The sequence below is a fragment of the Pararhizobium antarcticum genome (assembly GCF_001885585.1).
GTDB lineage: Bacteria > Pseudomonadota > Alphaproteobacteria > Rhizobiales > Rhizobiaceae > Pararhizobium > Pararhizobium antarcticum.
In genome coordinates this window covers 1-13,984 of the sequence record NZ_LSRP01000106.1, presented here as the reverse complement: position 1 = coordinate 13,984, position 13,984 = coordinate 1, and the positions used below count along the sequence as shown (strand labels likewise).

The window sequence follows — 13,984 nt, the reverse complement described above, 5'->3', positions numbered from 1 at the left end:
CCCCCAGCATTAACGGAGACAGCCATGAACATTCAAACGCAGGTCACCCCTGCGACCGCAGACGCTTGCCCATCGCTTGCCGACGACCTCCTGCACGGTGCGGAAGCCATCGCCATCTTTGTCTTCGGCAACGTGCGCCATCGACGCAAGGTCTATTACTACGCCAGTGACGCCAAAGTGCGGATGCCGGTGTTCAGGATCGGCAATGTTATCTGCGCCCGCAAAAGCAAGCTGATCGAGTGGATCGAGGCGCAGGAGCGTGGTCTTTGATCAGCAACCCAGCCTCGGTCGCCGACCTGGCCGCGCGCGTCAACAATCGGATAGCCGATCTGGCGCAGACGCTGCTGGGCGACCCAAACCTCGGACACACGACGAAATCCCAGTTGCGTTACGGCAGCAAGGGCAGCCTCGCGGTTGAAATTGCAGGCCCACGCGCTGGGCGTTGGTATGACCACGAGGCGGGGATCGGTGGCGATGGGCTGGAGCTGATCAAGCACCACGAGGGCTTGCCAGATGCAGAGGCCCGGCGCTGGGCGCGGGATTGGCTCGGCGACATTCAACACCGGCCTGCCCCATCAACAACGCTGGCACAAAGGACCGTGGACCGCAAGACATCCGTGGCCGAGATCGTCGCGAGTTCCAAGGGGACCGAGGCGAGTCCCGCTGAGGCCTATCTGCGCAACCGCAGCATCACCGCAATCCCACCAGCCGGTATCAGGTTCCGCCGTTTTGCCGCTGGCCAGTATGGCGCGCTGGTCGCCCTTGCCACGGACGAGGCCGGAGACGTGCTCGCTGTTCAGCAGGTTTATCTCACCGACGATGGCCGAAAGGCTCCAGTGGATGTCGTGAAGCGCACCAACAAGGCTGTGGACGGGTGGTCTGATCGCGCTGCCGTCCGCTTGCCGGGGATCGAGCCGCTGATCCTGTGCGAAGGCGTCGAGAACGCACTGTCCATCTGGCAAGCCACAGGGCAGGAAACATGGGCCTGCCTTGGCATTTCCAATATTGCGCGCGCGCCGGTCCCCGCAGGAAAACCTGTCATGATCGCTGGCGACGGTGACGCGTTGGATAGCAAGGCCCATCATCAGCGCCAAGGCGCAATAACGGCGCTTCGCGCACGGGGCCATGACGTGGCAGTTGCGGATCCGCCATCAGGCTCGGATTTCAACGACGTGTTGCGCGCAAGTGGAGAGGAGGCCGTCCGCGACATGATCCAACGATCCGTCCCCGCAGCCGCGATTTCTAACGACTGGCGCGGCGATCTCTTGGTCAACCGGGATGGCGAGCCCCGGCCCGTTCTCGCAAATGCCATTCTGGCGCTACGCAACGCGCCGGAATGGAAGCGCGTCCTCTGGCATGATGAATTCGCGTCCACCATTGTCGCACGCAATCCGCCGCCTTGGCACCCCAAACAGCACACATGGAAAAGGACCGACTGGTCTGACCGCTATGACTTGCTGGTGGCGGACTGGCTTCAGCATAAGGGTATCCTGGTGCCAGCTTCTATCGCAGGCCAGGCGGTCGAGGCGGTGGCGCACGACCGCCTGTTCCATCCCGTCAGAGAATATCTCGACGCCCTTCGTTGGGACGGCGTAGCACGGATCGACGGTTGGCTTTCGACCTATCTCGGGGCGGCGGACAGCGCATACGCCCGTGTGGTCGGCCCACGCTGGTTGATTTCAGCTGTGGCGCGCATCTACCGCCCCGGCGCGAAGGTAGACTGCGCCCTGATCCTTGAAGGCCCTCAAGGCATCAAGAAGTCATCCGCCCTGCAAATCATGGGCCACCCATGGTTCGCCGACCGTTTGTCCGACCTCAGCAGCAAGGATGCTGCCATGGAGACAAGAAGCGTCTGGATCATTGAAATCGCCGAACTTGACACGATGACGCGCGCCGAGGTCGGCACCATCAAGGCCTTCATCAGCCGAACCACTGATCGCTTTCGCCCTCCCTATGGCAAGCGGCTTGTGGAGTTGCCACGCCAGTGTGTCTTCGCAGGCAGCGTTAATCCCGAAGGCGGATATCTCAAAGACGCCACCGGCGGCCGCCGGTTCTGGCCCGTCGCCTGCGGTGCCATCGACATCGCTGCTGTGGAGCGAGACCGCGACCAGTTGTGGGCAGAGGCCTGTGTGCGGTTTCGCGCTGGCGACCCTTGGTGGCTGGATGATCAAAACCTCGAAGCCTTGGCCGCCGAGCAGCAGGCAGACCGCTATCAGGGCGATGCCTGGGACGATCCCATCCGCCGCTATCTCGAAATCGCCACAGGACAGCAGGATGGCGTGTCCGTGGCAGAGGTCCTTGAAAAGGCGCTGGGCATGGAAAAGGGGCGCTGGACGCAGGCAGATCAGAACCGGGTCGTGCGCACCCTGACCAGCATGGGCTTCCGGCAGTTCCGCGCTCGCATTGGTGGCCACGGCAATGACGCCCAGCGCGAACGTCGGTATCGGCGTGACAGCCTCGACAAGGAGCAGGTGGCATGAGTGGGTCCGGGTCTGTCAGCTTTGGGTCCGGGTTGGGTCCGAGTCTGCACATCTCAAATAACCCAACAAAATCAATGCTGGGTCCGGGTGGGTCCGGGTGGTCCGGGTCTTTTCCAGAAACCTTTTCAGGATGGGGAAAACGCGCACGCTATAAAAAGGTAGCGATTAGACCCGGACCCACCCGGACCACCCGGACCCACTCAACAATTTCAACGGGTTGCAGCGCACATAAACCCGGACCCAACCCGGACCCACACCGGCGCAACCCGGACCCAATGCTGTCTTGCGGGGGCGATGCAACGAGGCCGCACACGTCAAGACAGACAGTTTGGCAAGGACCGGGAACCCGGTGGTTCCTTTTGGGCCGATTTGTATGCGGGGGAGCACAGCGCATGACCCCTCCAGCGTCTGGGGGCGAATTTGACTAAACTCAACACCTCCGAAACCAAGACCGCGTTCGCCACACGCGTCGGTCTGACCAAGGGACGCATCTCGCAACTGGTGGCTGAGGGGCTGCCGGTGCGCAGCGATGGCCAGATCGACGTGGCGTTGGGCCTGGCATGGATAGAGGACAACCTCGATCCCTCTCGCCGCAACAAGGGTGGAACGGTCGCCCCTGCCCGCAGCGGCATCACGCTGGCTGAGGCGAAGCGTATGCATGAAATCGTCAAGGTGCAGCGTGCCAAGCTGGCTTTTGAACGAGAGCAAGGTCAATTGATCGAAACCGTTGCCGCCACCCGCACGGTGTTTGCCCGCGCCCGCGCCGAACGCGACGCCCATATGGCTTGGGTGCAGCGCACAGCGCCACTTCTGGCCGCCGAGGTCGGGGCCGATCCGCGTGCAACCTTCGCCGCCCTTGACCGGATGATGCGCGAGCATTTGGAATACCTGGCCGACATGCCCTTGGGGAGTTTCGGCGATGGTGCCTGAAATAGACCTCGCCTGGCGTCGCGGCATCAGACCAGAACCGCCAATCCCGGTGTCGGACTGGGCCGACCGCCATCGCATCCTGCCACCGACCTCGGCAGAACCAGGGCGATGGCGCACGGACCGCACACCCTATCTGCGGGCGGTGATGGACGCGCTGTCCACCTCCAGCCCCTATGAACGGGTGGTGCTGATGAAAGGCGCGCAGACCGGAGGGTCAGAGGCTGGGCTGAACTGGCTGGGCTACATCATCCAGAACGCCCCCGGCATCGCCATGCTCGTCATGCCGTCGCTCGACATGGTGCGGCGCAACACCACAGTGCGGATTGATCCGCTGATCGAGGCCACACCTGCGTTGCGCGATCTGGTCTCTGCGCCCCGGTCGCGGGATGCCGGAAACAGTTTGTTCCGCAAATCCTTCCCTGGCGGCCAGCTGGTGATGACGGGTGCCAACAGCGCGGTGGGCCTGCGATCCACCCCGGTACGCTATCTGTTCCTCGATGAGGTGGACGGCTACCCCGGCGATGCTGATGGCGAGGGCGACCCGGTCGATCTGGCCATCCAGCGTACCACGACGTTTAGGGGGCGGCGCAAGATTTACATGGTCTCAACGCCCACCTTGAAGGGCCATTCCCGGATAGAGGCGGCCTATCTCGACAGCGATCAACGGTATTTCCACGTCCCCTGCCAGCATTGCGGTGACATGGCCCCGATCACATGGGCGCGCATCCGCTGGCCAGAGGGGCAGCGCGACGCAGCCTATCTGATCTGCGATGCCTGCGGAGGCGTGCATCTTGAGCATGAAAAACCCCGGCTTCTGGTCGCTGGCGAATGGCGTCCGACCGCGCTGGGCGATGGCCGCACGGCGGGGTTCCACCTGTCGTCGCTTTATTCGCCGTGGGAAACATGGGCCGAAATTGCACTGGATCATGCGCGCGTCGCCAAGGACCCGGCCCGCTTGCAAGTCTGGGTGAACACCAAGCTGGGCGAGTCGTGGGAGGACCAGGCGGGCGACACCGTCCCTGCCGATCCCCTGATGGCACGGCGTGAGGATTGGGGAAGCGACCTTGCCCCCGGCGTGGCAGTCCTGACGGCGGGCGTCGATGTGCAGGGCGACCGGATCGAGGTGCAGGTCGTCGGCTGGGGCCGCGACGAGGAGGCGTGGGTGATCGACTACCGCGTGCTGTGGGGCGACCCCTCTGGCCCGCGTCTCTGGTCCGATCTCGACGGCGTGCTGAACGGCACCTATGGCAACCTGCCGGTGCGCGCCGTCGCCGTGGACACCGGCGGCCACCACACCAAGATGGCCTACGAGTTCTCCCGTACCCGCCTCGCGCGCCGCATCTGGGCAATCAAGGGCCGAGGCGGCCCAGGGATCCCGGTCTGGCCGCGCCGCCCCACCCGCACCAACAAGGGCAAGATTCCGCTGTTCATCGTCGGCGTCGATGCCGTGAAGGACGCCGTCTACGCCCGTCTGAAACTGACCGAACCCGGCCCTGGCGCGATCCACTTCCCTCGCCGCCTCGACGCCGACTATTTCCGCCAGTTGACCGCGGAACGCGTCGTCACCCGCTTCGAGAAGGGCCGCCCCATCCGCTCTTGGCAACCCAAGCGCGACGGTGAACGCAACGAGGCGCTGGACACCTTCGTTTACGCCCACGCCGCCCTGCATGGGTTGATCAGCATGGGCATGCGGTTGAATGGGGAAGCAGAGGGGCTGCCGGGGTTACAAGCAAGAACCACAGGGTTGTCAGGCACATTTAAGGCCGATCAAGGTGCAGCAATTCGCTCTCGGTGGCTAAGCCGCTGATGACGCGTGGCATTCACTCTGTTCAGAGACACATCGCCATGATAGCGATTGCGATATCGTCTTAATCCGACACTGGAATCGATCCGCCATGGCCAACGAAGAACTGATCCAGCGCGGCTACCTTGCCTCTGGAAGTCTAAAGGGAGACACATTCGGTGACTTCGAGTTGCTCAACATTGGCGCGACAAGCGTCAAGGAATTGGTCTCTGTCGGCGTCCGCGCAACGCCCCCGGCAAGTGTGGATTTCCCGTTCGCTCACTACAAAGCTCCGAAGAAGCCGATTGCGGCCAAACCCGACAGAGTATTTCTTCGACGCGTTTTGGACCATCTTGTCCCGGTCGGTACGGGTGAAAGCAAGGCACCCGGGAAGCATAAGACCGAAAAGGACAAATTAATTTCCGCTGAGCAAGCACTTTACGCTGCGGCAGCGCTTGGTGTCAATATTGGGATTACATCGGATGGAACGAAAGACATCTATATCGATGTCAAGGCTAGCCTGAAGAATAAAGTACTTGAATATTTCGACGACCAGAGGGACTTCAACCCAGCAGTTCTATCCAACCTTCTTGCTGGGGATGCAGGTGTGACAAAAGACCCAAAGCCTCTTGCAGAGACAACATGGCAGTTAATTTGGCATGCGACAAAGGCGGAGCCGAAGGAATGCTTGCTTACATTTGTCGAACTATTTCTATTAAAATTTCTTTCCGACAACTTGCCAACGGTAACGCTCCCGGAGGCGTACCGATTCTACTTTCTTCTAGAAGACCCCGCTACTTTCATATCCAAACATGGAATGACTGCAATTGAGTATTATGTTAAATTTATTCGCCCAAAGTTCCAGGAATTGTTTCCGATTGATGTTCCGACAAATGACTCTGCGATTTCGAGCATGCTTGGCCTAGTGGATATCAAGTCCCCAACTTCGATCATAAATGGCTTTGCTTTCTACAAATCTGATGACACTCTGTCCGGTTACAATCGAACATTTCTTGAAATTCTCGACGCGTTCAAGAAATTTGGCCCTCTTACCGCCATTGATCCAGAGTTCAAGTTGAGACTATACGAAACATTTCTGCGCCGGTCGGCGCGGCAGCAGAAACTTGGACAGTTCTTCACTCCCCGGAACGTGGTTCGCCCCATGATCAGGATGGCGCAACTGTCCAAGCTTCCAGACGGAGCGACGGTTTTGGATCCTGCTGCTGGAGTGGGTGGCTTTGTTCTCGAGCCACTTCTCTTCGATGAGGCGCTGCCAGACAATATCGAGTTTGTCTCGGGGAAGCCAAAACGCCGAATTCGTACGATTGGACTGGATGTTGATCTCAACCTTCATATGCTGGCCAAAGCAAACATGCTCATCCACTTGGCGGAAGCGGTGCGCAACCCGGCCGTGACCGTTGCTGCACTCAACCAGTCACTGTCCGACACATTTGTGGTGGTCAACCGAAACGACACGCTCGGTTCTCTAGAGTATCCACCGCGAGACACTGTCGATGTGATCCTTACCAACCCCCCCTACGTCACCCAAGGCAGTGCGATCTACAAAAAGGAGATCGCCGAAGTGAAGGGGATGAGAAACGGTGTCGATCTTAGGGATTACTACGACAACGGCGGTCTGGGTGTAGAAGCGCTCTTCATTAGGTATATTTCAGGCGCACTGAAGCCAGGAGGCAGGGCATTTATAATCGTGCCATTGGGAATGCTTAATCGGACCGAACCCCGACCAAAGAGTGCGTTGCTTCGTGAGTGCAATATTCTTGCCTCAATTCAGTTGCCTAGGAACACGTTTTTCAACACTTCTCAGAAGACATATATTCTCGTAATTGAAAGAAGGCACACAAAGGTTGATCCAAGACCTCCAATTTTTTGTGCCATCGCTCGTTCAATAGGTGAAACATTGGATTGGCAGAGAATCCCATCACCAGATGAAAACGATCTAGACGATATTGCATCGGCATTCGTTGGATTCTCGAATGGTGATGACACGCTTGTAAGCTCCAGCACGCTCATTCGGATCGCTCCAGCTGACGATTTCACTGCTGATGACCGTTGGGACGTGACGCGTTTCTGGTCTGACGATGAGTTGGTGGAGTTAGGTGAGCGTGAAAGCGCGGTATCTCGGATGGACTTCGTTAACGAAGCCAGGCAGGGAATTTCGGAGGTATTTGATGAACTCAAGTCGTCGCAGGAGGAGCTAGACAACCTGACGCATGCACCAATGGCAAATTTTGTCCTGTCGAACAAAACCCTTTTTAATGTCAGATCTGGAACACGAGTGCGCGGTCAAGATATTCGCCAGCATCCTGGCGAAGTTCCAATTTTTAGCTGTTTCAGGGACTCACGGATCGAAAAAGGGCGTGCAGATCGCGAATGGCTCGAAAGCGTCGGAATGACAATAGAGGATAAGCCTATTGTTACAGTCAACGCGAATGGAGCATCGGTTGGGAAGGTCTACGTTCGAGATGAAATTTGTGGCATTACTGACGACGTGATTATTATCGATGTGCTTGACGTTTTGATTGATCTGGACTTTTTGGCTGTACAACTGAGAAGCGCCGTGGCGGCTGGTGGGTTTCTTTACGAGGCAAAGCTGTTTGTAGCTCGAGTCAAGGGGTTGACAGTTTCACTGCCGATCAGAAGTGACGGATCGCTTGACATTGAACACCAGAAAAAAATTGCAGCTGCGGTCAAGCGTTTCGACAACATCCGGCTCAAGCTCTCTGAATTGGGCAAATGGGGTGGCGAAGCACGCATTGCTTGATACTGCGTTGCCAATAACTCCCGAACATTCATAATAGCTTGCCGTACCCCTCCATGCGACTCTCCCCGCATGCGCAGCCTGCTCCATCGCCTATTCGCCCGACCCGGCACTCGTAGCTTCGATGCTGCGGGTGGTGGTCGGCGTTGGGAGGGACAGCGGACAGTTGATGGGCTGAACACGGCGATCTTGGCTGGGGCGACAACCGCGGCGCGGCGGGCCGGGTGGTATGCACGCAACAACCCGTGGGTCGCGGCAGCGGTGGACAGCCTGGTGGGCAATGTCGTCGGCGCGGGGATCAAGCCGCAATCAACCCATCCCGACCGGGCCGTGCGCGAACGGCTTCAGGTGCTCTGGCTGCGCTGGACCGATCATGCCGATCCGGGTGGGCTTGCTGATTTCTATGGGCTGCAGGCGATGGCCGTGCGCGCGATGATTGAGGGTGGCGAGAGTTTCGCCCGTCTGCGCGTAGTGCCCGATGCCGCTGCCGTTCCCTTGCATATTAACTTGCTGGACCGGGACCAGGTGCCACTGGACCTGCATCGCGACATCGGTAGCGGCGCGCGCATCCGGGCTGGCATCGAGTTCAACGGCGCGGGACAGCGTACCGCCTATTGGGTGATGCGGGACCGGCCCGGCGATCCGCTGACTTCCCGACGGCTGGAACCACTGCGCCTGCCCGCGTCCGATTGCCTGCATCTGTTCAAGCCGCTCGCCGCTGGCCAGTTGCGCGGGATCACTTGGCTCGCCCCGGTGCTACTGCGCCTGCACGAGTTGGACCAGTTCGAGGATGCGGCGCTAGTCAAGGCCAAGGTGGCGGCGCTGTTCACCGGCTTCATCACCGATCCCGACGGCTCGGCGGGCGGACTGACCGGCACCAACACGGCGGGCGCGCTGACCGTGGGCATGGAGCCCGGCAGCCTGATCCCCCTGCCGCCCGGCACCGATATCCGCTTTTCCAACCCGACCGAGAGCGATGCCTACGGACCCTTCGTCAAGAACCACCTGCGCGCCGTCGCTGCCGGAATGGGCCTGCCCTATGAACTGGTCTCGGGCGATCTGGAGGGCGTGACCTATTCCTCGATCCGCGCCGGGCTGATCGAGTTCCGCCGACGCGTCGAGCAGTTGCAGCACAACGTCGTCGTGCATCTTTTCTGCCGCCCGGTTTGGGACCGCTTCGTGCGGCTGGCGGTGCTGTCGGGCGATCTGCCCGCGAGGGACTTCGACCGTGATCCTGCGGCATATCTCGGCTGCGAATGGTTGCCGCCGAAGTTCGACTACGTCGATCCCAAGAAGGACGTCGAGGCCGAAATCCTCGCCATCAACGCTGGTCTCAAAAGCCGCCGTCAGGCGATTTCCGAACGGGGCTATGACGCCGAACAGGTCGATGCCGAGATTGCCGCCGACAAGGCACGCACCGATGCGCTGGGCCTGAGCTTCGGTGCAGTCCCTGCTGCGAAGGAGGACATTCCCGATGAATGACACCATCACCCTGCTGACACGCCGGGCCGACCTGGCCCCTGCCAGCGCCGATCGCGATGCGCGCACCGTCGAGGTGATCTGGTCCACAGGCGCGCCCGTGCGCCGCCGCGACATGGCTGGGCAATACATCGAACGCCTTAGCCTCGCGCCCGAGGCGGTGGACCTGACCCGCCTGCAAGGGGCCAGCGTGCTCGATGCCCACCGCCAATCCGCCGTGCGCGATGTGCTGGGCAGCGTGCAATCCGCTGCCGTCGATGGCCAGCGCGGCACAGCGGTGATCCGGTTCTCGGCTCGGCCCGAGGTGGAGCCACTCTGGCAGGACATCCTGTCGGGGATCCTACGGCACGTCTCGGTTGGCTATTCAGTCGAGGAGTGGGCTGAGACGAGTGAGAACGGCGCACGGGTGCTGACCGCAGTGCGCTGGACCCCTCACGAGATTTCCCTTGTGCCCACACCCGCCGATCCCGGCGCCCATATTCGCATGGAGACAATAATGACAGATACACCGAGCACTGTTGCAGAAGACAACACTGCCCGCACCCGGGCCACGATAAACACCGAGATTCGATCTATGGCCCGCATCGCGGGGCTCGATCAGTCCTGGATCGACGGCCAGATCGATGCCGACACCGATGCCGACACCGCCCGCCGCGCAGCTTTCGAGGCGCTGGCCAGCCGCAGCGCACCTACGATCCGCTCCGAACAGGTGCGAGTCGAGATCGGCGAGAGCCAGGACGACCCTGCCTTGCGCGCCCGCCAGATGGGCGAAGCCCTGTATGCCAGGATCAACCCGCGCCATGACCTCAGCGAACCCGCCCGCCGCTATGCATACGCCACGCCGGTGGACATGGCCAAAGAACTACTCTCCCTGCGCGGCGAGTCCACCATGGCGCTATCGCCAGCGACCCTCGTCACCCGGGCGCTGCACACCACCTCGGACTTCCCCATCATCCTCGGCAACACGGTAGGTCGCGTTCTGCGCGATGCCTACCAGGCAGCCCCTTCTGGCATCCGCCGCCTTGGCCGCCAGACCACTGCGCGGGATTTCCGGTCGGTCAACAAGATCATGCTGGGCGAGGCCCCGCTTCTGGAAAAGCTGAACGAGCACGGCGAGATCAAGGCCGGGACCATGGCCGAGGCGCGCGAAGCCTACAAGATCGAGACTTGGGCTAAGAAAATCGGTATCACCCGTCAAGTGCTGGTGAACGATGACCTCGGGGCCTTCTCGGACCTCGCCCGCCGCATGGGCCAAGGTGCTGCCGAAACCGAGGCCCGGATCCTCGTCACCCTACTCGAAGCGAACAGCGGCAACGGCCCGACCCTGTCGGACACCAAGGCACTGTTCCACGCCGACCACGGCAACAAGGCGGGTTCTGGCGCAGTGATTTCTGACGCCACCCTGTCCGCAGCCCGGCTGGCGCTGCGCACCCAGAAGGGCATCGATGGTCGCATCATCCGGGTGACGCCGAAGAACCTGCTGGTCCCGCCCGCGCTGGAGACCGTGGCCGAGAAGTGGCTGGCGACCATCGCGCCCGCCACAGCCGCCGACGTGAACCCCTTCTCAGGCGCGATGTCTCTGGTGGTGGAACCACGGCTGTCCAGCGCCACCCGCTGGTATGTCACCGCAGACCCCGGCGAGATCGACGGCCTTGAGTTCGCCTACCTCTCCGGCAACGAGGGTCCGCAGGTCGAGAGTCGGTCGGGCTGGGATGTGGACGGCGTAGAAATCCGGGTGATCCTGGACTTCGGCGCAGGCTTCATCGACCACCGCGGCTGGTTCCAGAACGCAGGGGTATAAGCATGGCCGACCTCGCGCAACTGACCGCCTGGCGCGATGCCCTGATGGCCGCCCGCTATCAGGGCATCCGCACCGTCGAATACGACGGCAAGCGGGTCACCTATGCGACCGATGCGGAAATGGCGGCCGCGCTGGGCGACCTCAACCGCCAGATCGCAGGCACCGGACCGCAGCGCATTTCCGTCGTCCGCATCCAATCCTCGAAAGGACTCTGACCATGAAAAACTACATCCAAAACGGCCACGTCATCACCATGCCCGCTGCGGCGGGCGGCATCGCCTCGGGTGACGGGCTGATCGTCGGCAGCCTCTTCGGCGTTGCACTCCATTCCGCTGCTGAGGGGGAGGCCCTTGAGGTGGCGACCGAGGGCGTCTACCGACTGCCCAAGGCCAGCACTGCTGTGCTTTCGGTCGGAACCCGCGTCGCATGGGACAACACAGCCAAGAACATCAACCTGCCTGGCGCTGGGCGCTTCCCGGTGGGGATCGCGATCGAGGCCGCCGGAAACGGCCTCACGAGCGTTGCGGTGCGGCTGGACGGCGTGGGAACGGTGGCAGCTTAAGGCCTTTCAATCACCGAGCTTGGTAATGCCGAGTGTACGTTCAATCTGCTTTCGCAGATTGGTCAGTCCTCTATGATCGCTGGGCGTCTTCGGAATTGTGATCGTGTCAAGGCCGTCGAACTGCTTGTCCGCTTCCAGTCGGATATGCTTGTTATCCGATTTTTCCAAGTAGCCATGTCGCGCGAGAAGGGACATCAGTTCACTGGCAACGCGCTTGGGGTCCTTCGTTGCTCTTGCGAGGTCTTGGGAAAGCTCAGCAAGAGCGGGTGATACAGGAAGTCGATCAAGAATTCGCTGCAGGATGACCTTCGACCTTGTGTCGATGCCTATCTGCTCCGCGAACGACAATGTTGTTTTGGCCGCAAACCGCAGCCTGTCTGACACCTCGCCGGAGTATATTTCCGGCCCGATACGCCGAATGAGGTTGTCGGCCGAAAACTCGCCCTCGTCCGTTCCCACACTGTCAGATGGCCGGGCAACAAGCTGCTGTTCGAGTTGCCTTATCCTATCTTGCAGGTTGTCGATCTCATCAAGATAGAGTTGCTCGCTTTCAGCGGCAGTTAGCCGGCTCTTTTCGTTCGCGCGCTGGGCCCGGAGGGCTTGTTCCTGTAGTTCGGTCCAGTCCCAACCAAACGATGGCATCTGGCTTCGAAGGGTTGATGCCGCCTCCCTGATCGTTGCCGCCAGTTCAATTGCATCTTGGATCTGCCATCCGACGTAATACCGCCTGACAATGCCTTGGCCTGGGGCAGACAAAGCGAACGTGCCGCCGTAGGCGTTTTTCGCTTCAGTTTGCGCCCGGAGGGCAAACGAAAAGGCACGATCCGGTTCAACAACGACATGCGCAATGCCGCCGAGGTCATAGGCCAGCTTTTCGATTTCACGCTGACCAAGCAGCCAAGCCGACGTTCCAGTCGCCGAAACATATACGGTCGGGAGCCATTTCGATGCCTCACCCAGTGTAACCGCTCTAGCAGTGGACAGACCCTCGTCGCTGTTCGCGAGCCAGATCGGCTGATCTGATACTTCGAGTTGTCGGTCCTTACCGCCCCATCCGTTCTTGATGAGCGACTTGATGAGGTAAGGCTTTCTTGGGGTTTCAAGTTTCGCGCCGGCTGTGGTCGCGATGCACTGGGTGCGAAGACGTACAAGATCTTGCCCACCGTCCGCTGCTCCTCGTCGCAAGACGCACTCAGTGCGCCACACCCGCCCCAAGTCGTCCGGCAGGTCATGTCGGGCACCTATTGCCATCCAGCCATCAGCGGATTGAAGCTCGCGCATTCGGAGTTCTTCGCCAATTGCTGATCGCACATGCACGTTGGCCCCATCGAGATCCGCCTCGGAACCGCTGGAAAGCACCGTTTGATGCTTCATGCCGCGAAGCCACCCCACTACCTCAGCGACGAAGGCAGCACGGTTGGGGCTAGCTCGGACAGGGAATTCGGTTGAAAAGGGAAGCATAGTTTAAGGATCAGCCATTAACGCTACACCGTCAACGCAGAATCTGTCATCAACCGTGGTCGCGGTCAGGCTCGCACAGCGTCCGCAATATCACTCCACGTGTTCGCCCTCGTGGAACGCCATGTTGGTGATTTCGCGGAGGCGGGCGCGGTAGTGGTTCAGGGTGCCAACATGGCCCCAATGGATCTCGTCGGGGCTTGTCTCGAAGTGGTCGGCGCTGTGTGCCGCAAGCCGCACTAGCATCATGTCGATGTCAGTCTTGGCGGCGAGAAATGCCTCCTGCGCTGCGTCATTGGTCGTGGGCATGATGATCCTCGAGGTTGTTTCGGGGACATGACGGCTCTGGTTGGCTCGGATATCAAGTTCAATCGGACAAGGAACGTCCCGAGAACATGCACGATCCCCGTGTCGCATGGGTGTTGCACGGAGGAAATGGGAACGGCTGTAAGCCTTTGGAATCTTGTGGGAACGTGTTGCGCTGTGTTGCAACGCAAGAAAGGCGCCCATACGGCGCCCTGAATTGGCCTAAGCCTTTGATATATTGATATCTTTTTTGGTTGCGGGAGTTGGATTTGAACCAACGACCTTCAGGTTATGAGCCTGACGAGCTACCGGGCTGCTCCACCCCGCGTTATTTTTATGTTCGAATGCAAGAAGGCCGCTGACGCGGCCTTTATGTTGGCTTTTGGCCTTATATGTATTGAGAAGA

The 13,984-nt window shown here is 60.4% G+C and carries 11 protein-coding genes and 1 tRNA gene; 9 read left to right on the top strand and 3 right to left on the bottom strand.

The window, feature by feature from the left end:
• Positions 1-24 precede the first annotated feature (24 nt).
• From AX760_RS18295 to AX760_RS18255, 9 genes are all read left to right on the top strand, one after another.
• A complete protein-coding gene (locus AX760_RS18295; RefSeq protein WP_071834434.1) occupies positions 25-270 on the top strand; it encodes a hypothetical protein in 246 nt (81 codons plus the stop codon).
• A complete protein-coding gene (locus AX760_RS18290; RefSeq protein ID WP_071834433.1) occupies positions 267-2,480 on the top strand; it encodes a virulence-associated E family protein in 2,214 nt (737 codons plus the stop codon). The genes AX760_RS18295 and AX760_RS18290 overlap by 4 nt, the downstream gene beginning before the upstream one ends.
• 420 nt (positions 2,481-2,900) lie before the next feature.
• Positions 2,901-3,410: a hypothetical protein gene (locus AX760_RS18285; RefSeq protein WP_071834432.1), complete on the top strand. Its 510-nt coding sequence runs from the start codon at positions 2,901-2,903 to the stop codon at positions 3,408-3,410.
• A complete protein-coding gene (locus AX760_RS18280) occupies positions 3,400-5,217 on the top strand; it encodes a phage terminase large subunit family protein (protein WP_071834431.1) in 1,818 nt (605 codons plus the stop codon). Before AX760_RS18285 ends, AX760_RS18280 begins: the two co-directional genes overlap by 11 nt.
• An 88-nt stretch (positions 5,218-5,305) precedes the next feature.
• Complete coding sequence (locus tag AX760_RS18275; RefSeq protein ID WP_071834430.1) at positions 5,306-7,975, top strand: N-6 DNA methylase; 2,670 nt, start codon at positions 5,306-5,308, stop codon at positions 7,973-7,975.
• 69 nt (positions 7,976-8,044) lie between these two features.
• Positions 8,045-9,454: a phage portal protein gene (locus tag AX760_RS18270; RefSeq protein ID WP_071834429.1), complete on the top strand. Its 1,410-nt coding sequence runs from the start codon at positions 8,045-8,047 to the stop codon at positions 9,452-9,454.
• The gene (locus AX760_RS18265; protein WP_071834428.1) at positions 9,447-11,252 is read left to right on the top strand and encodes a prohead protease/major capsid protein fusion protein; all 1,806 of its coding nucleotides are present in this window, start codon (positions 9,447-9,449) and stop codon (positions 11,250-11,252) included. The genes AX760_RS18270 and AX760_RS18265 overlap by 8 nt, the downstream gene beginning before the upstream one ends.
• A gap of 2 nt (positions 11,253-11,254) precedes the next feature.
• Entirely contained in the window at positions 11,255-11,467 is a 213-nt protein-coding gene (locus AX760_RS18260; RefSeq protein ID WP_071834427.1) for a phage head-tail joining protein, read from the top strand.
• 2 nt (positions 11,468-11,469) lie between these two features.
• Positions 11,470-11,814, top strand: coding sequence for a DUF2190 family protein (locus AX760_RS18255; RefSeq protein WP_071834426.1), 345 nt, complete (start codon positions 11,470-11,472; stop codon positions 11,812-11,814).
• A gap of 6 nt (positions 11,815-11,820) precedes the next feature.
• Here AX760_RS18255 and AX760_RS18250 read toward each other — a convergent pair whose 3' ends face one another.
• The 3 genes from AX760_RS18250 to AX760_RS18240 form a co-directional block, all read right to left on the bottom strand.
• On the bottom strand, positions 11,821-13,188 hold the full coding sequence (locus tag AX760_RS18250; RefSeq protein WP_071834425.1) for a hypothetical protein: 1,368 nt from the start codon (positions 13,186-13,188) through the stop codon (positions 11,821-11,823).
• A gap of 177 nt (positions 13,189-13,365) precedes the next feature.
• Positions 13,366-13,581: a hypothetical protein gene (locus AX760_RS18245; RefSeq protein ID WP_071834424.1), complete on the bottom strand. Its 216-nt coding sequence runs from the start codon at positions 13,579-13,581 to the stop codon at positions 13,366-13,368.
• 248 nt (positions 13,582-13,829) lie between these two features.
• Positions 13,830-13,906, bottom strand: a tRNA-Met gene (locus AX760_RS18240).
• Positions 13,907-13,984 lie beyond the last annotated feature (78 nt).